Source organism: Thalassotalea hakodatensis (assembly GCF_030295995.1).
GTDB lineage: Bacteria > Pseudomonadota > Gammaproteobacteria > Enterobacterales > Alteromonadaceae > Thalassotalea_C > Thalassotalea_C hakodatensis.
Genome location: NZ_AP027365.1, coordinates 2,790,387 through 2,813,773, shown reverse-complemented (window position 1 = coordinate 2,813,773; position 23,387 = coordinate 2,790,387). Strand labels below are relative to the sequence as shown.

The 23,387-nt window shown below is 38.6% G+C and carries 22 protein-coding genes; 16 read left to right on the top strand and 6 right to left on the bottom strand.

All coding sequences use genetic code 11. The features are described from left to right. Positions 1–91: 91 nt before the first annotated feature. On the bottom strand, positions 92–352 hold the full coding sequence (rpsT, locus tag QUE72_RS12420; RefSeq protein WP_074499044.1) for a 30S ribosomal protein S20: 261 nt from the start codon (positions 350–352) through the stop codon (positions 92–94). Between the two features lie 364 nt (positions 353–716). On the opposite strand from rpsT, the gene murJ reads away from it, so the two are divergent. The 12 genes from murJ to QUE72_RS12360 all read left to right on the top strand — a co-directional run bounded on the left by murJ (position 717) and on the right by QUE72_RS12360 (position 14,839). Continuing rightward, on the top strand, positions 717–2,303 hold the full coding sequence (gene murJ, locus QUE72_RS12415; protein ID WP_286269307.1) for a murein biosynthesis integral membrane protein MurJ: 1,587 nt from the start codon (positions 717–719) through the stop codon (positions 2,301–2,303). Between the two features lie 117 nt (positions 2,304–2,420). Continuing rightward, positions 2,421–3,359, top strand: coding sequence for a bifunctional riboflavin kinase/FAD synthetase (ribF, locus tag QUE72_RS12410; RefSeq protein ID WP_074499042.1), 939 nt, complete (start codon positions 2,421–2,423; stop codon positions 3,357–3,359). Between the two features lie 39 nt (positions 3,360–3,398). Then, the gene (ileS, locus tag QUE72_RS12405) at positions 3,399–6,236 is read left to right on the top strand and encodes an isoleucine--tRNA ligase (protein WP_286269305.1); all 2,838 of its coding nucleotides are present in this window, start codon (positions 3,399–3,401) and stop codon (positions 6,234–6,236) included. An 80-nt stretch (positions 6,237–6,316) separates the two neighbouring features. Next, the gene (gene lspA, locus QUE72_RS12400) at positions 6,317–6,823 is read left to right on the top strand and encodes a signal peptidase II (protein WP_074499040.1); all 507 of its coding nucleotides are present in this window, start codon (positions 6,317–6,319) and stop codon (positions 6,821–6,823) included. Between the two features lie 2 nt (positions 6,824–6,825). Next, entirely contained in the window at positions 6,826–7,272 is a 447-nt protein-coding gene (fkpB, locus tag QUE72_RS12395) for an FKBP-type peptidyl-prolyl cis-trans isomerase (RefSeq protein WP_074499039.1), read from the top strand. Then, entirely contained in the window at positions 7,272–8,201 is a 930-nt protein-coding gene (gene ispH / locus QUE72_RS12390; RefSeq protein ID WP_286269303.1) for a 4-hydroxy-3-methylbut-2-enyl diphosphate reductase, read from the top strand. Before fkpB ends, ispH begins: the two co-directional genes overlap by 1 nt. Before the next feature lie 276 nt (positions 8,202–8,477). Further along, on the top strand, positions 8,478–9,026 hold the full coding sequence (gene pilV / locus QUE72_RS12385) for a type IV pilus modification protein PilV (RefSeq protein WP_074499037.1): 549 nt from the start codon (positions 8,478–8,480) through the stop codon (positions 9,024–9,026). Beyond that, entirely contained in the window at positions 9,026–10,027 is a 1,002-nt protein-coding gene (locus QUE72_RS12380; RefSeq protein ID WP_286269301.1) for a PilW family protein, read from the top strand. Before pilV ends, QUE72_RS12380 begins: the two co-directional genes overlap by 1 nt. Beyond that, positions 10,015–10,524: a pilus assembly PilX family protein gene (locus tag QUE72_RS12375; protein ID WP_074499035.1), complete on the top strand. Its 510-nt coding sequence runs from the start codon at positions 10,015–10,017 to the stop codon at positions 10,522–10,524. Before QUE72_RS12380 ends, QUE72_RS12375 begins: the two co-directional genes overlap by 13 nt. A 20-nt stretch (positions 10,525–10,544) precedes the next feature. Continuing rightward, the gene (locus tag QUE72_RS12370) at positions 10,545–14,096 is read left to right on the top strand and encodes a pilus assembly protein (RefSeq protein WP_286269300.1); all 3,552 of its coding nucleotides are present in this window, start codon (positions 10,545–10,547) and stop codon (positions 14,094–14,096) included. Continuing rightward, positions 14,096–14,503 (top strand): type IV pilin protein, encoded by a 408-nt coding sequence (locus QUE72_RS12365; protein WP_074499033.1) that lies wholly within the window; start codon positions 14,096–14,098, stop codon positions 14,501–14,503. The genes QUE72_RS12370 and QUE72_RS12365 overlap by 1 nt, the downstream gene beginning before the upstream one ends. Positions 14,504–14,521: 18 nt before the next feature. Next, positions 14,522–14,839, top strand: coding sequence for a TapY2 family type IVa secretion system protein (locus QUE72_RS12360; RefSeq protein WP_286269299.1), 318 nt, complete (start codon positions 14,522–14,524; stop codon positions 14,837–14,839). Between the two features lie 69 nt (positions 14,840–14,908). Here QUE72_RS12360 and QUE72_RS12355 read toward each other — a convergent pair whose 3' ends face one another. The 3 genes from QUE72_RS12355 to nadE all read right to left on the bottom strand — a co-directional run bounded on the left by QUE72_RS12355 (position 14,909) and on the right by nadE (position 17,044). Continuing rightward, a complete protein-coding gene (locus QUE72_RS12355; RefSeq protein ID WP_286269298.1) occupies positions 14,909–15,487 on the bottom strand; it encodes a GspH/FimT family pseudopilin in 579 nt (192 codons plus the stop codon). 99 nt (positions 15,488–15,586) lie between these two features. Beyond that, positions 15,587–16,147 (bottom strand): GspH/FimT family pseudopilin, encoded by a 561-nt coding sequence (locus tag QUE72_RS12350; protein WP_083602036.1) that lies wholly within the window; start codon positions 16,145–16,147, stop codon positions 15,587–15,589. A gap of 63 nt (positions 16,148–16,210) precedes the next feature. After that, complete coding sequence (gene nadE / locus QUE72_RS12345; protein ID WP_286269296.1) at positions 16,211–17,044, bottom strand: ammonia-dependent NAD(+) synthetase; 834 nt, start codon at positions 17,042–17,044, stop codon at positions 16,211–16,213. A 139-nt stretch (positions 17,045–17,183) separates the two neighbouring features. On the opposite strand from nadE, the gene glnB reads away from it, so the two are divergent. Continuing rightward, positions 17,184–17,522 (top strand): nitrogen regulatory protein P-II, encoded by a 339-nt coding sequence (glnB, locus tag QUE72_RS12340; protein WP_074499028.1) that lies wholly within the window; start codon positions 17,184–17,186, stop codon positions 17,520–17,522. A 44-nt stretch (positions 17,523–17,566) separates the two neighbouring features. Here the strand turns inward: glnB and QUE72_RS12335 are convergent, their stop codons facing one another. Then, positions 17,567–18,328: an outer membrane protein assembly factor BamD gene (locus tag QUE72_RS12335; protein ID WP_074499027.1), complete on the bottom strand. Its 762-nt coding sequence runs from the start codon at positions 18,326–18,328 to the stop codon at positions 17,567–17,569. 159 nt (positions 18,329–18,487) lie between these two features. Here QUE72_RS12335 and rluD point away from each other — a divergent pair, with 159 nt between their 5' ends. The 3 genes from rluD to clpB all read left to right on the top strand — a co-directional run bounded on the left by rluD (position 18,488) and on the right by clpB (position 22,923). Next, entirely contained in the window at positions 18,488–19,462 is a 975-nt protein-coding gene (rluD, locus tag QUE72_RS12330; protein WP_286269294.1) for a 23S rRNA pseudouridine(1911/1915/1917) synthase RluD, read from the top strand. Further along, a complete protein-coding gene (gene pgeF, locus QUE72_RS12325; protein WP_286269293.1) occupies positions 19,452–20,204 on the top strand; it encodes a peptidoglycan editing factor PgeF in 753 nt (250 codons plus the stop codon). The genes rluD and pgeF overlap by 11 nt, the downstream gene beginning before the upstream one ends. Before the next feature lie 145 nt (positions 20,205–20,349). Beyond that, complete coding sequence (clpB, locus tag QUE72_RS12320) at positions 20,350–22,923, top strand: ATP-dependent chaperone ClpB (RefSeq protein WP_286269291.1); 2,574 nt, start codon at positions 20,350–20,352, stop codon at positions 22,921–22,923. A gap of 15 nt (positions 22,924–22,938) precedes the next feature. Here the strand turns inward: clpB and QUE72_RS12315 are convergent, their stop codons facing one another. Next, on the bottom strand, positions 22,939–23,364 hold the full coding sequence (locus QUE72_RS12315; RefSeq protein WP_286269289.1) for a DUF4124 domain-containing protein: 426 nt from the start codon (positions 23,362–23,364) through the stop codon (positions 22,939–22,941). Positions 23,365–23,387 lie beyond the last annotated feature (23 nt).

Here is a 23,387-nt window from a genome sequence, read left to right as displayed (position 1 = left end):
TAGTGTCATTGTTATCATCAATGAATTTAGTAAAAATAAGACGAAAAAAAACCGGCGTTAGCCGGTTTTTCAAATCATGCCACAGAACAAATTAAAGTGCTTTAATTCTTGCATTTAAACGACTCTTGTTACGAGCAGCTTTGTTCTTATGAATTAAACCTTTACTTGCGTAACGGTCTAAAATTGGTGAAACAGCTGCAAATTCTTTTGTTGCTGTGTCTTTGTCACCGGCTTCAATGGCAGCGATTACTTTTTTTACTAAAGTGCGCATCATTGAACGACGACTTGCATTGTGTTGACGGCGCTTTTCAGATTGTACTGCGCGCTTCTTAGCTTGCTTTGAGTTAGCCAAGGTGAACTCCTAAAAAATGATATCAAATATAGCCTAAATTTAAGGCGTCGAAATATGCCTTTTTTTAAGCACAAAGTCAAATGTTTTTCGGTCTAATGCGTAAGATTATACGCGATCGGTTAATGTATGACCATTTAAAGGTATGATTTACCCTTTTTAAAGCGAATGTGTATAAGTATTTGTTTTTGAATATTAGGTTTTTTAAGTAGGCGTTAACCTACATTTTTAATCGTTTTTTATGATTTATCGTAAGGTATTTCGAGTAAATATTTGTTTTGCCTTAATATGACCTTGTGTTCATTGTAGTAAACAACGCATAATTGTTAGCTAAGAGTTCCATCGACAGCTAGTTCAAGGAAAGTAGTTGAGCCGTAAGTTAGTAAAATCAGGCATTATTGTGAGTGCAATGACCTTAATATCAAGAGTATTAGGGTTAGTACGTGACGTTGTTATTGCAAGTATAATGGGAGCTGGCGCAACGGCTGATGCTTTTTTCTTTGCAAATAAAATTCCTAACTTTTTAAGAAGGCTCTTTGCTGAAGGGGCTTTTGCGCAATCATTTGTACCTGTACTTAGCGAATACCACCACAAAGACATTGATAATAATACACAGAAAACACGTGAGCTTATCGCTAAAGTATCTGGAACGTTAGGGGTTATTGTTACCTTAGTAACCCTAATTGGCATGATTGCTTCACCTTTCATTGTCATGCTGTTTGGACCTGGTTTTTATGTTGAACATGTACAAGATCCAAGTAGCGAAAAATTTGACTTAGCGTCTGATTTATTAAAAATCACTTTTCCTTATTTGTGGTTTGTTAGTTTTACTGCACTGTCTGGCGCTATTTTAAATGCTTATGGGAAATTTGCCGCTTCATCTTTTACTCCTGTGCTGCTTAACGTTGCGATAATATCAATGGCAACATTGGGTCGTGATTATTTTACCAACCCTGAGTATGCGCTTGCATGGGGTGTATTTTTAGGCGGTTTTGCTCAATTTATTTTTCAAATTCCATTTTTGTATAAAGCAGGGGCGTTAACCATGCCTAAATGGGGATGGGCACACGAAGGTGTCACTAAAATAAGAAAGTTAATGGCGCCTGCTTTGTTTGGGGTATCTGTTACCCAAATTAATTTGTTATTGGATACCCAAATTGCCAGTCTATTAGAAACAGGAGCTGTCAGCTTTTTATACTACGCTGATCGCTTATTAGAATTTCCATTAGGACTATTTGGCATTGGAATAGCCACTGTTATTTTGCCTAGTCTTGCTCGCTTGCATACGAAAAAAAGTGTGCAAGAATTTTCCGATACTTTAGATTGGGGGATCAAAATTATTAATTTATTAGGCTGGCCTGCGTTGGTTGGTTTAATGGTGCTTGCGCAGCCGATAATTATGATTTTGTTTATGCGTGGAGAATTCACGCAAGTTGAAGTGTATCAAGTGTCTTTTGCCCTCTATGCATATTTATCTGGGTTAGTTAGCTTTATGTTTATTAAAATATTAGCGCCTGGGTATTACGCGAGACAAGACACGAAAACACCTGTGAAAATTGGGATTAAAGCGATGGTGGCAAATATGGCGTTTAATATTATGCTAGCGCCGTTCTTTGGCTATGTAGGATTAGCAATAGCAACCACATTATCTGCAACATTAAATGCTTACTGGCTTTACCAAGGTTTGAAAGCGCAACAGGTTTATCAATTGTCTAAGCAAGTGAAGATTTTCATCTTACGCTTGATATTAGCGTCGTTAGTGATGGCTTATGTGGTCTATCTATTATCGCCTAGCTTTGATTATTGGTTAACCTTGTCTTTAGCAGCAAAAATCATCATGCTTTGTAAATGTATATTTTCTGGGATTATTTGCTATTTTGCGTGTGCGTATCTATTCGGTATAAGGTTTGCTGACTTTACGGTACAGCAACAAGTAGAAAAAAATCATGAATAATGGGCTGATTCTTCAAGTTGACTAAGCTATAATTCGTCGATTTTTTAATTTGGTTGGCGAGTATTGCGTCAATCGAGACTCGTTTTAGATACTTTCAATAAAAGGTTAACATTTTTAATGCGATTAATTCGTGGGATCCATAACATTCAGTTAGCGAACCAAGAAAACGAACAAGGCAGTGTGTTAACTATTGGAAACTTTGACGGTGTTCATCTTGGGCATCAACGAGTAATAAAAGCGTTGGTGGAAAAAGCCAAAACTTTAAATGCTGTGCCTGTTGTAATGGTGTTTGAACCTCAACCACAAGAGTTATTTTCGCCTGAGAATGCACCTGCGAGATTAACACGGTTAAGAGACAAATATGCGTTATTGAAAAAGCATGGTGTTAAACGCTTGCTATGTGTGAATTTTAATGCCAAATTTGCCAACATATCGGCAGAATCTTTTATTCAACATTTACTTGTTGAGCAGTTAAACATTAACCATTTAATTATTGGTGATGACTTTAGATTCGGTAAAGGGCGTACGGGTGATTTTGAAATGCTGTGCAAAGCAGGTAAACAATTTGGCTTTGGTGTGTCAGATACAGCAAGTTTTAAATTAGAAGATTGCCGAATAAGCAGTACTGCGATACGTGAAGCTCTTCAGCACGATGCATTATCAGAAGCTGAGAGAATGCTAGGTCGCGAATATTCAATTATCGGCCGAGTATTTCATGGCGATAAACGGGGTAGAACGTTGGGCTTTCCAACCGCTAATGTGCATTTGAAAAGACGAGTTTCTCCTGTGTCTGGCGTATATGCAGTAAAAGTGCGTATCAATGACAGTGAATTTACTGGTGTGGCCAATATTGGTTCTAGGCCAAGTGTTAATGGAATTCGACAACAACTTGAAGTACATATTTTTGATTTTGAACAAGATATTTATGGTCAATCAATAGAAGTTGTCTTGATGAAAAGTTTGAGAAAAGAACAGCGATTTTCTTCATTAGCACAACTAAAAGACCAAATACAGATAGATAGTGAACAAGCCCGATGTTTTTTTGGGGCGACATAATATTTTAGCAGTAATTGATTATTAATGGATAAACAATAAATGAGTGACTACAAACATACCCTGAATTTGCCTGCTACAACCTTTCCCATGAAAGGCAATATGGCAAATCGTGAACCGCAAATGCTAAAGGATTGGGCAAATAAAGATCTTTATAGCAAAATTCGCGCAGCTAAGAAGGGTAAAAAATCATTTATTTTGCATGACGGCCCTCCATACGCTAATGGTAATATTCATTTAGGCCATGCTGTTAATAAAATTCTTAAAGATATCATTATCAAAGCAAAAACGTTATCTGACTTTGACTCTCCATACGTACCAGGTTGGGATTGCCATGGTTTACCTATTGAGTTAATGGTAGAGAAAAAAATTGGTAAACCTGGCCATAAAGTATCTGCGGCAGAGTTTCGTCAAAAGTGTCGTGAATATGCAACCAAACAAGTAGACGGCCAGCGAGAAGACTTTAAACGTTTAGGTGTTTTTGGTGATTGGGATAAACCGTATTTAACCATGAACTTCGACACTGAAGCGAATATCATTCGAGCGTTAGGTAAAATTGCTGAAAATGGTCACTTACAACAAGGTTTTAAACCAGTTCATTGGTGTACAGACTGTGGTTCAGCATTAGCTGAAGCTGAGGTTGAATACCAAGATAAGCAATCACCTGCGATTGATGTAAAATTTGATGTGATTGACAGTACAATTGTTGACAAGTTCTCTCATCCAGAAGGCAAGGTAGGTGAAGGTGATATTTCCGTTGTTATCTGGACAACTACGCCATGGACATTACCGGCAAACCGAGCGGTCTCTGTACACCCTGACGTTGAATACTCGCTAGTACAATGTGAAAAAGAAGGCCGCAGTTTTCGTTTAATTTTAGCTTCAGAGCTAGTAACCGAATGTATTGATCGTTTTGGCATTGAAAAATATCATGCGCTAGGTTTCTGTAACGGCGAAGCGCTAGAACATGTTCAACTTCAACATCCGTTTAATGATATTACCGTACCTGTTATTTGCGGTGACCATGTTACCACTGACTCTGGTACTGGTTGTGTTCATACTGCTGGTGGTCATGGTGTAGATGATTTCAATGTTAGCAAAAAGTATGATTTAGAAATTTATAACCCAGTTGGCGCTAACGGTGTTTTCATTGAAGGTACGCCGATTGTTGCTGGACAACATGTCTTTAAAGCTAATGCTGGTATTGTTGATCTATTGAATGAAAAAGATGCATTGATGCATCATCATGCTTATGAACATTCATATCCTCATTGTTGGCGACATAAAACACCTATTATCTTCCGTGCAACACCACAGTGGTTTATCAGCATGGATAAAAAAGGTTTACGTCAAGATTCATTAGCAGAAATTAAGAAAACACAATGGATCCCAGAATGGGGCGAAGAACGCATAAAAGGCATGGTTGAAGGTCGACCTGATTGGTGTGTTTCGCGTCAAAGAACTTGGGGTGTACCTATTGCTTTGTTTATTCATAAAGACACTGGCGCATTACACCCTCGCAGCATAGATCTTATTGAAGATGTTGCAAAGCGCGTTGAAAAAGAAGGAATTCAAGCATGGTTCGATTTAGAGGCTAAAGAACTGATTGGTGACGATGCACAAGAATACGTTAAAGTACCAGATACCTTGGACGTTTGGTTTGACTCTGGGGTTACTCATTATACTGTAGTTGATGCTCGAGAAGAGTTTACGAAAGCTGCAGACCTATACTTAGAGGGCTCAGATCAACACCGTGGTTGGTTTATGTCTTCTATGATGTCTAGTGTTGCTATGCATGGCAAAGCGCCATATTCGCAAGTATTAACACATGGCTTTACTGTTGATGTAAATGGTAGAAAAATGTCTAAGTCACTTGGTAATGTGATTACGCCGTCTGAAATTACCAATAAACTTGGCGCAGATATCCTACGTTTATGGGTAGCATCTGTTAACTACACCCAAGAAATCACAGTCTCTCAAGAGATTTTTAATCGTCAAGCAGATGCTTATCGACGTATTCGCAACACTTCACGTTTTCTATTAGCGAATATTAATGGCTTTGAACCTGCTAAGCACTCTGTTTCACCAAGTGAAATGGTAGAACTTGATAGATGGGTATTAGCGAAAGCAGCTGAACTGCAAACTGAAATTGTAGCAGCTTACGATAATTATGAGTTCCATAACGTTGTACATAAATTAATGAATTTTTGTACAACAGAGTTAGGTGGTTTTTACTTAGATATTATTAAAGATCGCCAATATACGGCAAAAGCTGACAGTGTGGCTCGTCGTTCATGCCAAACAGCAATGTATATTATTGCTGAAGCCATGACACGTTGGATGGCACCTATTTTATCTTTTACAGCACAAGAAATTTGGCAAGCACTACCTGCGCCAGCATCAGGAGAAAGAGGTGAGTTTGTTTTTACTGATGTTTGGTTTGATGATTTAGCTAATGTTGATGACGCTAGTGCCTTTAATGACAACTTTTGGCGTACTATTTTACAAGTTCGTGGTGAAGTAAATAAAGCCATTGAAGTCGCTCGTAAAGAGAAAACGATCGGTAAAGGTTTAGAAGCAAGTGTAACGCTATATGCAAATCCACAACTTGCGAAACAATTACAAACGTTAAAAGATGAGCTTAGGTTTGTATTGATCACATCAGGTGCTTCGGTTGAAGAAGTCACAGAAAAGCCGAGTAATGCACAAAGTACAGAAATTGAAGGGCTGTGGATAAGTATTGCAAGCAGTTCTGGAACCAAGTGTGAGCGTTGCTGGCATTACACTGATGATGTTGGTTCTGATGATGCCTACGATGATTTATGTGGTCGCTGTATTACTAACGTAAATGGTGAAGGTGAAACACGTCAATTTGCTTAATGAGCGAATTGGTTGTATTGATTAAATGCTCAGTTAGCTTAGGTGACTGAGCATTTTGTTTATCTGAATGAGAAGTTTTCATGAATAAAATTAGCCAACATTCAAATGTAAAATGGTTATGGTTAACATTAATCTTTTTGGTTGCCGATCAAATTACCAAGTATTGGGTTGCGAATACGATGGGCTTGTATCAGTCGATAGAAGTACTACCCTTTTTTAATATTACTTACGCGCAAAACACTGGAGCTGCATTTAGTTTTTTAGCTGACCAAGGTGGGTGGCAGCGTTGGTTTTTTACTGCTATTGCTGTTATAGCCAGTGTGATATTTTTTGTTTGGTTATTAAGGGTGCCTAAACAGCAACAGAAACTTGCTATAGCGCTAGCATTGATGCTAAGTGGTGCATTGGGAAATTTAATTGACAGGGCTTTATTTGGCTATGTTATTGATTTCTTAGATTTCCACTTACAAGGATATCGTTGGCCTACGTTTAATATTGCTGATTCGGTGATTTTTATTGGTGCAGCATTGATGATTTGGGATTCATTCTCGCAGGAAAAACAACGTAAACATTCAGCAAAGGCTTAAAAATGACAGAAATGATAAAATCTGATTCTCATGTTATTGTACATATCACCATGAAACTTGCTGACGGCTCAGCGGCTGATAGTACAAAAGTACATAACAAACCGGCTAAAATAATTATGGGTGATGAAAGCATTTCACCAGCATTTGAGGCCCAGCTTTTAGGTTTGCAAAAAGGTGAGTCAAAAGAATTTACCTTACAGGCGGTTGATAGTTTTGGCGAAACTAACCCTGATAATATTCACTATGTTGATATTAATAAGTTTTCATCAGATGCACCTGCTCAGGTGGGGAATATTGTTACCTTTACGCAGCCTGGTGGCATTGAGTTACCAGGTATGATCACAGATGTGTCGGGTAGTTCAGTTACCGTTGATTTTAATCACCCGCTTGCAGGACAAGCGGTTACTTTTGTGATTGATGTTGTCGATATTTTATCAGGAGATGCTTAATGGAAATTGTATTAGCTAATCCACGTGGTTTTTGTGCAGGTGTAGATCGTGCTATTAGTATTGTTGATCGTGCGCTAGATTTATTCGACGCCCCTATTTATGTAAGACACGAAGTTGTTCATAATAAATTTGTCGTCAATGGCTTAAAAAAACGAGGTGCTAGATTCGTCGATGAACTGCACGAGGTACCCGATGACGCGACGGTTATTTTTAGTGCTCATGGCGTTTCAAAAGCGGTTCGCGAAGAAGCGAAAAATCGTGGTTTAAAAGTATTTGATGCAACTTGCCCGCTGGTAACTAAAGTTCATATGGAAGTTTCACGAGCTAGCCGTAAAGGTGTTGAATGCGTGCTTATCGGTCATGCTGGTCACCCAGAAGTAGAAGGTACGATGGGGCAATATGAAAGTGCAGAGGGTGGTATATATTTGGTTGAATCTGCCGCAGATGTAGCAACGTTAACGGTAAATAACCCTAAGCAACTTTATTATTGCAGCCAAACCACACTTTCAGTCGATGATACCAGTGATGTAATAGACGCGTTAAGGGCAAAATTTCCTGAAATAGAAGGGCCACGCAAAGACGATATTTGTTATGCTACTCAAAATCGTCAAGATGCTGTGAGAGCCATTGCTAGTGAAGTAGATCTTCTATTAGTCGTTGGTGCTAAAAATAGCTCTAACTCAAACCGTCTAAGAGAGCTTGCCGAGAAAATTGGTACGCGATCTTTTCTAATTGATGCTGCTGAAAACATTGAAACTGCTTGGTTGGATAATGTAAAAGCGATCGGTGTTACTGCAGGGGCTTCAGCGCCTGAAGTATTGGTAAAACAAGTTATTGATAAATTAAAAAGTCATGGTGGGAAAGAAGTTATCGAATTTCCAGGCCGTGAAGAAAATACTGTATTTGCGGTTCCTGTGGAATTGCGCTAGTCTTTAAACAGGCTAAAAGTTGAGCGGTTGAACTAGATTGTCGGCTGCTCACTTTTCTATTAGATAATAGTAAAGCAAGTAGCTACGCTTAATGATAATTAAGGATAGTTTTTTGCTGTTAAGAAGTAAGGTATGGGTTAATGCGGTTCACGTTTGTGATGTTTAACACATATTCCCCCACATATGTTTTGCAAAATAATGACGGTTATTTTGCTGTTTCTACTCGCCTTTTATTTTCATACCTGTTTCCTTTTTGCTTGTTGAGAGGACGTGCCGATGCGTAACATTCGTCAAACGAGTCGCCATCAAGGTATGACATTTATTGAAGTGCTTATAGCGTTATTTTTACTGCTCGTTGGACTGCTAGGCGCAGTTGCCATGCAAGCGACGGTAAAGAAAAGTAGTTTTGATGCAATGCAGCGTTCGTTAGCTTCATCACTTGCTCAAGATATGTTAGAGCGTATGCGCAGTAATGATCCTACTGCATTAGCAACCTATGAGAGTAACGATTATGGCGTTGCATTGAATGCTGTACCTGCGAACCGCTGCAATATCCAAGGAGCACCTTGTACTGCTGCGCAGATGGCAACGAATGATATTTATGAATGGGAATTAGCGCTAATGGGAGCCGATGTAATGTCTGGCGGCGATCGCCGTGGCGGCCTAATAGGTGCGCGTGGTTGCGTTAGTCATAATGCTAATGCGGTGCAAGTTGTTGTGAGCTGGCAAGGACGAGTGTCTACGGTTGATGGTCAAAAGGTAAACAACTGTGGTGCTGCTAGTGATAAACGACGTCAAGTTGTTGTTGAGGCATTCATAAACTGATGATAAAACTTACGCAAGCAATCGGCATCAACAATAAAAATCATCATGGGTACACCATTGTTGAATTACTTGTTTCTATGGCCATTGGGCTTTTGCTGCTTGCAGGTGTACTTTCCATTTTTGTTGGTATGAGGGTTACCTCGGAAGAAACATCAAGCTACGGTGAGCTTCAAGAGAATGGCCGTTTTGCGATAAGTTTATTAACAGAAGATCTACTCAGACAAGACTTTTGGGGAGATTATACAGGTACGCTAAATATCTCGGCTCTGAATGGTCAAGCGCCAGGTGCACCAGCGAATGAATGTGTTGGGGAAGGTGTGAATAATGGTACGTTTCCTGCGGCAGCTGGTCATTTTAGAACTTTATGGGGCCAAACCGCTGCAACTGCCGACCCTCTTGGTTGCTTTGCTGCGAGTGCGCCAGCATTTATTGGTTCTGATATCTTACAATTAAAACGCACCATTTCCGACGAAGTGTTACCTGCTCAAGTGAGTCCTAACAATTATTATCTTATTACCAATATCAACGATGGTGAAATATTTTTAGGTAATGCAGCAATTCCTACTATTGATAATGCTAAGATTTGGCAATATCAACATCATGTTTATTATGTAACTGAGCAAGCTCAGGGTGGCTATGACGTGCCAGTGCTGATGCAGGGCCGTTTAACAACAACTATGTCTTTTGCTCCAATTATTGATGGTATTGAATATATTCGTTTTATGTATGGATTAGACACCGATAATGACGGTATTGTGAATAACTTCTTATCTGCTGGAAATATGAATCAAAATGATTGGGATAGGTCAGGAAATAACAGCATTATTGCCGTTAAAATTTATGTACTAGCGAGAAGTATTTCCCCTGATAATGATTATACTAATGATAATACGTATACCTTGGGTGACATTCAGATAACTCCCAATGATAACTTTAGACGTTTATTGTTTACCTCGACGGTAACATTATTTAATGCGAGGGTAGATTCATGGCCAAGGTAATTGCTAGAGCGCCGAAATCAATACGATCAAAGCAACAAGGTGTTGTGTTAATTGTTTCATTGGTTTTTTTAATTTCACTTACTGCGGTTGTTGCTGCATTAATGCAAAATACTACTTCAGATGTGAAAATGTCGGGTGCTAGTGAAGAAAAAATGGTAGCAACGCAAGCCGGTGTTAGTGCAATAGATGAAGTGATCTATAATCAATTGCTACCTGGAAATACAAACGTTTTTGCTCGTACAATCGCTGATAATAACTTCCCAAATAATAATCAAGGAGAGTTGTTACCCAATACGAAAACAGCAGCAACAGCGAGTGTTGATATTACCAATAATGAATTTAAACTGGAAGCAGATTGCCCCCACTCTAGATCTGCTTCTTCGGTTCAGGTGTTTACTTGTAATGTGTTAAATGTTCAAGTAAATCGAAATTATGGTCGAGGGAACAATAGTACTGTACGCGTCAATTCTGGTGTGTCGCAACAGTTACTTAGATAGATGACCTTATGGGGAAAATTATGAAAAAACTAGCCTTATTGATGATAGCTTGCGTAATTTCAAGTGTATCATTGAGTGAAGATATTGAATTATATATAAGTGATACGGTGAAGGCTTTATCAAGTAGGCCACAAGTTCTTATCATTCTTGATAATTCAGGCAGTATGAGAACGGAAGATACCGTTACTGCTCCGTATGATCCATCAGTAACGTATCCTGCGGTTGGTGGTAATAATTCTTTATCTAGTAAGTTTATTTATTTTTCAAAAGATGGTGTTGATGGCACTTCAACGCCTGTTCCTGATAGTCCTAGTGAATCAAGACGTTTTTTAGATTCGATTAACAGTTGTAAAACGGCTGCTGATATATTGGCATCAAATGGTTTTTATACCGGTAGAATTCGTGAATATGATACGAAAGGGAATAACGGTACTTGGGAAGAGATCCCAGAAAATAATGGTGCAAATATTGAGGTAATTGATTGTGAAGATGATGTAACTGCTCAAAACCCCGTTAATATTGCATCACTGCCACAAGGTTATCCTGTAGATAGTCAAGGTACCAGACGAAACCCCATTTATCATACTGGCGATGTTGCTGATTCTAATATTGATTGGAACGGACAACTTGTTACCCTTTACACAGATAATTTTTTACGCTGGCATCACAATGCCTCACAGAATCAAACATTGATGTCACGTTTAGATCAAGCGGTTAATAGTATCAGTAGCGTTATTAGATCAGCGCCGTCTGTAGATTTTGGTTTAGAAATTTTTAACTATAATGACGGTAACCGATCAAGCGATCCTAATGGTGGTCGTGTTGTATTTGGCATTAAAGAGTCAACGGCGGCAAATAAAACGGCTTTACTGGATATCATTGAAAATCAGCTTTCTCCTCAAACTTGGACACCACTTTGCGAAAGTTTATATGAAGCATCATTATATTTTTCAGGAAAAAATGTAGATTTCGGCGATGCTGATGAAAATAGACGAGGCTACACTAAAAATAAGCCACCTATGGATAGCAGTGTCGTCAGTAGCGGTAAATATCAAACACCGATGAAAAAGTGTAACAGTAATGTCTATGTTATTTTAATTACCGACGGTGAACCTACTTATGATACTGGCGCAGACAGCAAAATAAAAGCTTTTACCTCGAAAGACGCAGACGGAAATACTGTAAGTTTTAGCGGTAGCTCTTATGCTGGGAGCTATTTAGCTTCCTTAGCCGGTTGGATGCAAAACCAAGATATTAATTTGAACTTAGATGGTATACAAAAAGCAACAACATTCACCATTGGTTTTTCTGACGGTGCCAACAGTGCCGAATTGCTTCTCAAAGAGACAGCAAGACAAGGTGGTGGAGAATACTTTTATGCCGATAACCACACCCAATTAACGAGCGCATTAACGTCTATTTTTGAACAATTAGAGCCTAGTAATGAGAGTTTGACATCAGCGTCTGTTGCGGCGAATAACTTTGATCGCACAGAAACACTCAATGCCGTGTATTACGCAATGTTTGAACCACAGAATGCGCCAAGATGGCAGGGCAATGTTAAAAAATATAAAGTGTTGAATGGGAAGCAAGTTGGACAAGGGGGAGTGTTAGCATTAAATGATTCAACAGGGCATTTCTCTGACACAGTCACCAGCTTTTGGTCACCATCAGGGGCTAAAGATGGTGTTAAAGTAGCTGAGGGCGGTGTTGCTGAAATGCTTAGGAATGTTAATGCCAGAACCTTGTATAGTAATGTTGGTACAGGAAGTAGTTTAACCGCATTTAATCGTTCAAATATTGAAAACTTCTATGGCAGTGCCGCAACGCTAGCGACTGAGTTAGGGGTAGCAGAATCTGATATAGATTCTTACCTTGATTGGCATAAAGGTCTTGATGTTGATGACGAAGATAAAGACTCGTTAAAAGATGATATGCGATACGATGTATTCGCAGACCCTTTACATTCGAAGCCCTTGGTGATTAATTATGGTAATAGTATTCGTATTTTAATTGGTACAAATGCTGGTGTATTACATATGTTTGAAGATAATACTTCTTCTGATGTGGTCTCAGAGTCTTGGGCATTTATGCCTCATGAATTTTTTGACAATATTAAAGCACTTCGTGATAACTTTGCTGGCGGAGATAAAGTTTACGGTATTGATGGCAATTTAACGCCTTATATTAAAGATGCTAACGGAGATGGTATCGTTAACGGTAACGATAAAGTATGGGTATTTTTTGGGCTACGTCGTGGTGGAACCTCATATTACGCGTTAGATATTACTTCACCTTCATCTCCTCAGTTAATGTGGCATATTGATAGTAATACTCCAGGCTTCTCTGAATTAGGTCAATCTTGGTCGCAACCGAAAGTAACCCATTCTGAAATTAACACGTCTGGTTCTGGCGCTACTGCTGTTGCTTCTCCAGTCGTTATCTTTGGTGGTGGTTATGATACGGCTAAGGATGCTAAAGGCGCCGGACTTGCCGATGGTGTAGGCCGAGCAGTTTATATGGTTGATGCCAAGACTGGCAGTTTAAAATGGAGTCTTGCACCAAACGGTGGTACGACTACCTTCACTGGTAATCACAGTATTCCCTCTTCTATTGCTACATTAGATAGTGACGGTAATGGTTTGGCAGATAGACTATATTTTGGTGATACTGGTGGGGACGTGTGGCGGGTTGATATGCCAAGTAAGAACCCTCAAGATACAACTGAGCCTTGGACATTCTTTAAACTGGCGTCACTTGGAGGAAACGGTGTAGATAATGCGATTGATAGACGCTTTTTTAATGAACCATCGATTGCGCGTACCTTTATTTCAGAGACAATAGAAACACAGCATACTGATGCAAATGGAGTTCAATCAACGGTAGTATCTCGTCAAGAAAAGCCGTATGACGCGGTATTGATTGGCTCGGGAGATCGTTCTAATCCGTTAGGTGCAGACACTCAAGATATTTTCTTCATGATTAAAGATGAATATATTCGCTCGCAATCATTTACTTCATCATCTTCACCAGCAATACCTTCTCCAATTTTATTAACAGATTTGTATGACTATACCAATAATCCGTTTGATCAAACGATGACAACACAACAAAAGGAAGCGCTAAAAGTTGCCGTTAGTAAAAAATCAGGTTGGTTTTTAAACTTTGATAGTACTTCTGGTGAAAAAAGTACTTCATCTGCGAGTGTTATTAATGGCGTGGCTTATTTAACGTCCTATATTCCGCCTTCCGCTGCCAGCAGCACTGGGGTGTGTAAGATACCAGGTGGACAAGGGTGGCTTTATGCGGTTGATTTAGCGTTTGGCACACATGTGTATCAATGGACAGATGCAGAAAACCCAAATGGTATAACTGATGGTGATAAACGTAAGGTGTATATTAGCGAACAGTTTTTAGGTTCTCCTACTTTAATTGTCGTACCAGAAGATGATGGTGATCCGAATACCGTTGATGATGCTACAGGAAATATTATTGTAGGCAGGCGCATTATCCCAGTAGGTTTTACCTTAAAAACCATGCGTACTAACTTGTACATAGAAGAGGCACAATAATGAGGAAATATGTTAAGCAAAAACAGGGCTTTACTATCATTGAGCTGCTTTTAGTGGTCGCTATTATTGGTATTTTAGCTGCAGTTGCTTATCCGTCATACAATAGCTTTGTGTTGCAAGGTAATCGAAGTGAGGGGCAAAGAGAGTTGCTGAGACTGGCAAACCTTCAAGAGCAGGTCTATGTTGATACAAGAGCCTATACTGCTGACATGACAGATTTAGGAATGAGTGCTGATCCATTTATCACAGAAAATGGAAATTATAGCATTGACGCAACGGTTGCTGGCGACACTTTCATTTTAACGGCAACAGCGAAGTCAACTCAAGTAAATGATACTGCGTGTAAAATAATGACCATAAATGAGGTTGGGGTTAAAACTCCTACTTCAGGTTGCTGGGAAAAATAGCATGCGAGGAGAGACAAAATGAAAAAAACGCTATGGTTTTATACCGCATTTATTGTTTCAACGAGTGCATTAGCGCAAGAAGGTAGTCACTTAGTTAGTGATAAAATGTTGGCTAAATGTTACGTTGAAGTATTAGGTGGTCAACGTACCATTCATAAAGTGACGATTAAAGAGGAACAGTTATCATCACTTGCTGATCGGCTATCAGGTAGAAATATTCGCGTATCAGGGCACCGAGGATTTAGTACAGTGCATAAAGTGTTTGAATGTTTACCTAATGATGATGCTTTTAAAGCTGGGAGAGCGCGACATTTGGAAAAATCTCAGATTAAATAACGCTGTAGTGCTAAAAGCTGAGCAAAAAGCGTTTTTGCTTAGCTTTATTAAGCATCTTAAATACATGAATTAACAATTTAACTCATTTCCGGCCCTATCTTCATCTTTATTATCATTATCAGTATCTTGTGTAATATATGCTCGTCCTGAGAGTGAGATAGTGACCCCTCTGGCCATACTGTGATGATCTTTAGGGCAGTAAATTAAGGAAATATTCCTGCCATTTACTAAACGACCTGTAGGGGAATAGATAAGGGTAGCACCATCATTAAAAAGCAACTTATCATCTGATGATATTTGATCTTTTACTTTAACCATTGTTTCCGCTGCAGCATCGTACTTACTTGGATCTGTGGTATTAATAAACATACTGATATCTTTACTCCAATCATTTGTGCAAGTGCCGGCATTTAACGGGCAAATGGTCACTTGCTGACCTGAATTGATAGCAGCATTGCGAGCTGTTAGAACAAAGCGTTGTAAAGAAATTGCTTCATTGTCAGTTTTATTTTTAATGATAAACTGATTTAACGCCGGTATCGCAATGATTGACGCAATACCAAGTATAGTTACTGTGACTAATAACTCTATCATGGTAAAGCCGGCATTATATTTGTTCGACATCACGCGTTTAGTTAGTTGCTTCATACTGCGTTTTCCTTCAAGCCACATTACTTCATTTATACCATTGAATTGGATATTCAGCTAGTTTATTAAATAACCAATTAATAAAAATCTTTTATTTTATTAATTACATTGAAGGTATCGATATGAACGAGTTTGTTCTTTACCAAGCGATGATTGAAAGGTTTGGTATATGCGTCCAGATGTTGCCACAATGATACCTCGGGCTTTATCAAAATGCTTTTCGGGACAATACTTAAATGTGCCGTTTTGCCCCCAACCTGTTAAATGCCCCGTAGGGCCATAAGTTACGCCATTTCTACCTTGAGCATACTTGATTTTATCACCAGTTATAACTTCGGGTTTACTGGCAAGCAATTGTTCGTTTAAGGACGGTTCGAAGGTTTTATTGTTATTATTATCGGTAAAAACACTTAAAGATTCTGACCATGAATGATCACAACGGCCATTGTTAAGAGGGCAAACCGTTACGGGAGTACCATAATGTATTGCATAGTTACGTGCAACTTGTAGTAATTTAGATAGACGATAAATTTCATTATCAACACGGTTACGAATAATAAATTCAGTGAAACTTGGTACGGCTATTGTGATGATCACGCACAACATTGCGATTGTTATTAATAGCTCAATTAAAGAAAATCCTTGGATACGAACGTTCATTTCTACATCCTTGTAGTGTGAATAGTCGTAATAAGGTATAGCGCACCTAGTAATTTACGCCAATTATTTATCGTATATTGTAGGTATAGCAGCTCTTTTGTGTTGAGTTTTCAAATAAATATTAATAATCTTTTCACTCACGTGAGGAGCAACCGTTTTACTTTCTAAAAAATCGTCTAGTTGATCGTATGTAATGCCAAGTGCATCTTCGTCTTTCTTACCTGGGTTTAATTCCTCAAGATCTGCAGTTGGTGCTTTATGGATAAGCACATCAGGCGCACCTAATGTTTCTGCAAGAGCTCTTACTTGACGTTTAGATAAGCCAAAAAGTGGAGCAAGATCGCAAGCCCCATCTCCCCATTTGGTAAAAAAGCCAGTGATATTTTCTGCAGAATGATCTGTACCGATAACTAATCCACCTAATATACCAGCGATATGATATTGCATTACCATACGGGTTCTGGCTTTAACATTACCTTTTGAAAAATCTAGAGCGTGTTCATTGGTTTTAAGAATACCTGCTGAGTCAAGTGCTGTGGTAATTTCATGGTGAATACCTTCAGCTCCTGGCTGTACATTTGCGGTTAAACAATGGCTAGGTTGAATGAAGTTGAGGGCTAATTGTGCCTCGTCTTCATCTGCTTGAGTTTCATAGGGTAAACGCACTGCAATAAATTGATAATTTTTGTTCGTTTCAGTGTTTAATTCATCTACGGCAAGTTGCGCTAATTTTCCACAAGTTGAAGAATCTACACCACCACTGATACCCAACACTATATGCGTTAACCCTGAATTGATTAATTGGCTTTTAATAAAGTTTACTCTTCGGTTAATTTCAAATTGCACGTCAATAACCGGTAACACTTTCATTTCGTTGATGATGTCTTTCGGATTCATTCTGTTTCCCAATTGATATTACTTCATAAAAAAACGAAGTAAGTGTAACAAAAAATTCTATTATTTTACTGTGTTTATTTTTGTTAGATGGTAACAATTGTGTAAAATAAAGATAGATGACAATCCAATGGAAGTGAAAATGAAAAAAATCGAAGCCATAATCAAGCCGTTTAAGTTAGATGATGTCAGAGAAGCACTTGGGGAAATAGGTGTTACTGGTATGACTGTATCAGAAGTTAAAGGCTTTGGCCGGCAAAAAGGCCATACTGAGCTTTACCGAGGAGCTGAATATATGGTTGATTTTCTTCCTAAAGCGAAAATTGAAATTGTGGTGGCGTCGGAGAACGTAGAAAGATGCGTTGAAGCAATTATTGAAACCGCACAAACAGGTAAAATAGGTGACGGTAAAATATTTATTACTGATGTTGAACGCGTGATCAGAATCAGAACAGGCGAGGAAGATGCAGAAGCAATTTAATTGCTTCTGCATCACTAAAGTAAAAGGGCCTTTAGCCCTTTTACTTATTTAACTAAATAGTTGTCTGGATAATTTGCTGCTAACACTTGCATAGCATTGGTCTTTAAATCTTCTAAGCCCATTTTATCGTAGCACTCAACCATAATTTCTAATGCTTGTTCTACTTCATTACTTGGCGAGTAATATTCAATAATGTATCGGCCACGGTTAGCTGCTGAAGCATACGCTTCACGCTTTAAGTAAAATTTAGCAACGGCTAACTCGTATTGTGCTAAGCGTGATTTAATTGCAATCATGCGTTTTCTTGCGTCAGCAGCATATTTACTTTCTGGAAATTCAGTGATCAAGGTTTTTAAATCACTAAAGGCACTTCTTGATGCGGTAGGATCTCTGTCGGAACGATCAATTCCAACGATGTCTTGAAACAAATTTGTTTCTGTTGTTAAGTTTATCAATGCTCTCATGTAATAAACATAGTCAACATTAGCATGATTAGGATTTAGTTTAAGGAACCTATCAGCTAAAGCTATACCTTGTGCAACATCACCACTTTTGTAATAAGCATAGATAAGATCTAATTGAACTTGGTGTGATATTGGACCAAAAGGGAAACGAGAATCAATAGCGGATAAAATTTGTATCGCTTTTTTATAAAGGCCATTATCGAGCGCTTCACGAGCATCTACAAAAAGTGCTTGCGCCGATTTATCAGGTACTTTATCTATTTCTGAAACCTCTGAAGAAGAACAACCTACTAGAAAAAGAAAGCTGGCGAAAAATACTGTTTTAATTGTCAATTTGTCCATAGACCTTGTTATCACTACTTTTATTTATTAATTTTAATTACAAAAATACCACATGAAGATAATTACTTAATGTAATTACCACTTCAAACAGGTAAAATAATATCATGCATTCTAACCTAGCATTTTATCCTTGCACAGTGCTAATTCACAGAGAAATTCATGGCTGAGAAAATTCAACATCAAGAAACCGTTCCTGACACATTGTTAGGCAAGCGATTTGACCAAGCGTTAGCAGAAATGTTCCCTGAATATTCTAGATCTCGATTAAAAGAGTGGATATTAGCGGGGGACGTGTCTGTTAACGGCGAAGTGTTAACAAAAGCCAGAGAAAAAATGTACGGTGGGGAAGTCGTAGCGATTAACACCGAAATTGAAGCAGAAGCACGCTTTGAAGCACAAAATATTCCTTTAAACATAGTTTACGAAGACGATGATATTTTAGTGATCAACAAACCGGCTGATTTAGTGGTGCACCCGGGTGCTGGTAATCCAGATAGCACAATACTTAATGCATTGCTTCATCATTGCCCAGAAGTTGATGTAGTGCCGCGTGCAGGTATTGTGCATCGTTTAGATAAAGACACTACCGGATTAATGGTGGTGGCAAAAACCATTGAAGCACAAACGCGTTTAGTTGATGCTTTGCAAAGGCGAGAGATCACCCGAGAATATGAAGCCATAGCAAATGGTGTAATGACCGCAGGTGGTGTTGTTGATGAGCCAATTGGTAGACATCCAAGTAAGCGCACTCATATGGCCGTGACTATATCAGGCAGACCTTCAGTAACACATTACCGTGTGATGGAAAAGTTCCGAGAACATACACGTTTACGACTTCGCTTAGAAACTGGGCGCACGCATCAAATTCGTGTTCATATGGCGCATATAACACACCCATTAGTGGGTGATCCTGTTTACGGTGGTCGTCCACGTCCTCCTAAAAATGCAACTGAAGAACTACGTTCTGTGTTACGAAGCTTCAAAAGACAAGCTCTACATGCTGCAATGTTGTCTTTATACCACCCAATTACAGGGGAGTTAATGAAGTGGACTGCCGATATTCCCGATGATATGGTCGCGTTAACAGATATATTCAGAGAAGATACTAAACTAAATGCACGAGATGAATACTAAAAAAGCCATTGAACGTATTCATTTTGGTATCAAAAATATTGTCGCGGTACAAACATCGCGACTCTCTCCCGATATAAATTGTCAAAGTAGAAGCCCATTCGATAGTTTTAATCTTGCTTTGCATGTTGATGACGACTATCAACAAGTTCTCAAGAACAGGACTATACTCTCAGGGTGCTTTAACAATCAGACTCAAATTCAATGGTTAGAGCAAGTCCATAGTAATAAAGTTGTCACGATAAGTGCTGTTAGTGATAAGCCACTTATTGCCGATGCGATGGTAACTCGCCAGAAAAATATTGCGTTAGCAATCATGACTGCTGATTGCCTCCCTATTTTAATAAGCGACAAGCATGGAAAAGAGGTAGCGGCTATTCATGCAGGTTGGCGTCCGCTTGCTGCTAATATAATTGCTAATACATTAAATGAACTATCTAGCCCAATTGCTGATTTGCAGGTATGGCTTGGGCCTTGTATTGGACAAGCAGCCTTTGAAATCGGCGATGAAGTAAGAGAGGCGTTCTTGACTATTGATGCTGAGTTAGTTGTTTGTTTTAAAAAGTACCAGCAACGTTGGCATGCAGATTTAACATTAATTGCTCAGTATTTATTGCAAAAGCAAGGTGTCACGAATATTCACATATTAGATGAATGCACGTTTCAACAAACTAATAAATACTATTCATACCGTAGAGAAAATAAAACAGGCCGTATGGTTTCTGTTATTGCGATCAATCACTGATGACAATTAGCAAGATAGACTCGATTTGTTAATTGTTTTCTAATGTTATTTGTTAGTGTCTATTTACTTGAAAAATATTAAAAAGCCCATAACTTATTATCAGAAACAATTGTAAGACCAGTAATATGGCAGTAGGAGTATTGATATGCGATTAGACCGTTTTACCCAAACTTTTCAAGTGGCTATATCAGACGCACAATCAATTGCGTTAGGTAAAGATCATCAATTTATAGAACCTTCTCATTTAATGCTTGCATTATTTAATCAAAATAATAGCAGCACAATTCCACTGTTAAAAAGTGCCGGTATTGATATTTATTCGTTACGAAGTCAAGTTGAAGAGGTTATTGCTTCGTTATCACAGGTATCAGGTACCGGTGGTGATGTACAATTATCTTCTGCAATGGCCAATATTCTTAACTTGTGTGATAAATATGCCCAAAAGTTGGGTGATCAATATATTTCTTCAGAAATATTTTTGCTAGCTGCTTTAGAAGATAAAGGCAAGCTTGGTCAAATTTTAAAGTCTTTAGGTGCGACGGAACAACGTATCAAAGATGCTATTACACATATTCGCGGTGGTCAAAGTGTTAACGATCAAAATGCCGAAGACGTTAGACAAGTGCTAGAAAAGTACACCGTAGATGTAACCGCTCGCGCAACAGAAGGTAAGCTAGATCCTGTTATCGGTCGAGATGATGAAATACGTCGCACTATTCAAGTATTACAGCGACGTACAAAAAACAATCCTGTGTTGATTGGTCAACCAGGTGTAGGTAAAACAGCGATAGTTGAAGGGTTAGCACAGCGTATTGTTGATCATGAAGTACCCGAAGGCTTGAAAAATAAACGCGTTTTATCATTAGACATGGGCGCTTTAGTTGCTGGTGCAAAATACCGCGGTGAATTTGAAGAGCGATTAAAAGCTGTTCTCAATGATTTAGCGAAAGAAGAAGGTCAAATCATCCTATTTATTGATGAATTGCATACCATGGTGGGAGCTGGTAAATCCGATGGGGCAATGGATGCAGGTAATATGTTAAAACCTGCACTAGCGCGTGGCGAGTTACATTGCGTTGGCGCAACAACGTTAGATGAATATCGTCAATATATTGAAAAAGACGCTGCCTTAGAACGTCGCTTTCAAAAAGTATTAGTTGAAGAACCGAGCGTGGAAGACACCATCGCAATCTTGCGTGGTTTAAAAGAGCGCTATGAATTACATCATAATGTTGAAATTACAGATCCTGCCATAGTTGCCGCGGCGAGTTTATCACACCGTTATATTAGCGATCGTCAATTACCAGATAAAGCGATTGATTTAATTGATGAATCAGCATCGAGCATACGATTGCAAATGGATTCAAAACCAGAAGAGCTTGATCGACTGGAAAGAAAAATTATTCAACTAAAGCTTGAAGCAAAATCCCTGGAAGATGAAAGTGATGACGCAACAGTAAAACGTTTAACGTTAATTCAAGAACAGTTGGTCGACTTCGAAAGTAAGTACCATGAGCTTGATGAAGTATGGACATCTGAAAAGGCTGCTATTCATGGTACACAAGCGATAAAAGGTGATTTAGAGCAAGCAAGAATTGATTTAGATGCAGCAAGGCGCAATGGCGATTTAAATAAAATGGCAGAGTTGCAATATAGCCGCATCCCTGATTTAGAAAAGCAACTTGATTTAGCTTCTCAAGCTGAAATGCAAGAAATGAGCTTGTTAAAAAATAAGGTGACTGATGTAGAAATTGCTGATGTTTTAAGCCGTTCTACTGGAATACCTGTATCAAAAATGCTCGAAGAAGAGCGCGATAAGTTATTATACATGGAAGACGATTTACATAAGCGTGTTATTGGGCAATCAGAAGCAGTTATCTCTGTTTCAAATGCTATTCGACGTTCAAGAGCTGGTTTAGCTGATCCTAATCAACCAATAGGCTCATTCTTATTTTTAGGTCCAACTGGGGTGGGTAAAACAGAGCTGACCAAAGCTGTTGCTCATTTTTTGTTTGATAGTGAAGATGCATTGATCCGTGTTGATATGTCTGAATTTATGGAGAAACATTCAGTAGCACGTTTAGTTGGTGCACCTCCGGGTTATGTTGGTTATGAAGAAGGTGGTTATCTAACTGAAGCTGTGAGAAGGAAACCTTATTCAGTTATTTTACTTGATGAAATTGAAAAAGCGCACCCAGATGTCTTTAACATTTTACTGCAAGTATTAGATGATGGTCGTTTAACTGATGGACAGGGGCGCACGGTTGATTTTCGTAATACTGTTGTCATCATGACATCTAATATTGGTTCTGACATTATTCAAAGTTTAAATAATGAAAGCCAGTATAGTGAAATGAAAACCTTGGTGATGAATGAAGTAGGGCAACATTTTAAACCTGAGTTTATTAATCGTATTGATGAATCTGTCGTTTTCCATCCGTTACAATCAGAACAAATAAAGCAAATAGCCAGTATTCAATTAGAAGGGTTGGCAACTCGGTTAGCACAAAGAGATATTAGTCTAGAGGTATCCGAACAAGCTTTATCGTTAATTTCAGAAGCGGGTTTTGATCCGTTATTTGGTGCTAGACCTTTAAAAAGAGCGATTCAACAATCAATAGAAAACCCACTTGCCCATAAAATATTAGCAAATGAACTTGATGGCGTTCAGAGAGTTAAAATTGACGTTAAAGATCAGCAGTTGACATTTAACAGTTAAACGCGTTGTCGAAGTTTACGGTATATCACAGTAAACTTCGACTTGCTTTTCATTTATGGCGAGTTGTTGTCTTTTCTCTTTATTTGAAAGTACTTTTAGTTCACCATTTTCATCTGTGTACTGGATATTGTCATAACTTTGTAAGGTGTGTACATTTTCTTTAGCTTCAGTACACTTATTTACCGTTTCATTCTCTGCGACTTTTGGGTTACTTGCTATTTTAGCCTTTGGTTTATTGGCTGTAGTATTCGAAACTTCGGGCGTATTTACTGATTGTGGAATAGCGGCTAATGATAGCTCAGTGTAATTATTATGCTCTGGTTGATGTTGGCTAAAATGTACTACATTATTTTTATCTACCCATCGATATACAATAACATCGTCCGCATAACTTAGCGTACTCGACAACACTGTCGTTATTGTTAATATTAATAATTTCATCCTACTACTGTACTCCATTTCAT

Coding starts and splice junctions, on each gene's coding strand:
- glnB (WP_074499028.1), top strand. CDS start 17,184: ATGAAAAAAATCGAAGCCATAATCAAGCCGTTTAAGTTAGATGATGTC.
- fkpB (WP_074499039.1), top strand. CDS start 6,826: ATGACAGAAATGATAAAATCTGATTCTCATGTTATTGTACATATCACC.
- QUE72_RS12350 (WP_083602036.1), bottom strand. CDS start 16,147: ATGAACGTTCGTATCCAAGGATTTTCTTTAATTGAGCTATTAATAACA.
- pgeF (WP_286269293.1), top strand. CDS start 19,452: ATGAATACTAAAAAAGCCATTGAACGTATTCATTTTGGTATCAAAAAT.
- QUE72_RS12380 (WP_286269301.1), top strand. CDS start 9,026: ATGATAAAACTTACGCAAGCAATCGGCATCAACAATAAAAATCATCAT.
- clpB (WP_286269291.1), top strand. CDS start 20,350: ATGCGATTAGACCGTTTTACCCAAACTTTTCAAGTGGCTATATCAGAC.
- QUE72_RS12365 (WP_074499033.1), top strand. CDS start 14,096: ATGAGGAAATATGTTAAGCAAAAACAGGGCTTTACTATCATTGAGCTG.
- lspA (WP_074499040.1), top strand. CDS start 6,317: ATGAATAAAATTAGCCAACATTCAAATGTAAAATGGTTATGGTTAACA.
- QUE72_RS12315 (WP_286269289.1), bottom strand. CDS start 23,364: ATGAAATTATTAATATTAACAATAACGACAGTGTTGTCGAGTACGCTA.
- pilV (WP_074499037.1), top strand. CDS start 8,478: ATGCGTAACATTCGTCAAACGAGTCGCCATCAAGGTATGACATTTATT.
- QUE72_RS12335 (WP_074499027.1), bottom strand. CDS start 18,328: ATGGACAAATTGACAATTAAAACAGTATTTTTCGCCAGCTTTCTTTTT.
- ispH (WP_286269303.1), top strand. CDS start 7,272: ATGGAAATTGTATTAGCTAATCCACGTGGTTTTTGTGCAGGTGTAGAT.
- ribF (WP_074499042.1), top strand. CDS start 2,421: ATGCGATTAATTCGTGGGATCCATAACATTCAGTTAGCGAACCAAGAA.
- rluD (WP_286269294.1), top strand. CDS start 18,488: ATGGCTGAGAAAATTCAACATCAAGAAACCGTTCCTGACACATTGTTA.
- ileS (WP_286269305.1), top strand. CDS start 3,399: ATGAGTGACTACAAACATACCCTGAATTTGCCTGCTACAACCTTTCCC.
- QUE72_RS12360 (WP_286269299.1), top strand. CDS start 14,522: ATGAAAAAAACGCTATGGTTTTATACCGCATTTATTGTTTCAACGAGT.
- QUE72_RS12355 (WP_286269298.1), bottom strand. CDS start 15,487: ATGAAGCAACTAACTAAACGCGTGATGTCGAACAAATATAATGCCGGC.
- QUE72_RS12375 (WP_074499035.1), top strand. CDS start 10,015: ATGGCCAAGGTAATTGCTAGAGCGCCGAAATCAATACGATCAAAGCAA.
- QUE72_RS12370 (WP_286269300.1), top strand. CDS start 10,545: ATGAAAAAACTAGCCTTATTGATGATAGCTTGCGTAATTTCAAGTGTA.
- nadE (WP_286269296.1), bottom strand. CDS start 17,044: ATGAATCCGAAAGACATCATCAACGAAATGAAAGTGTTACCGGTTATT.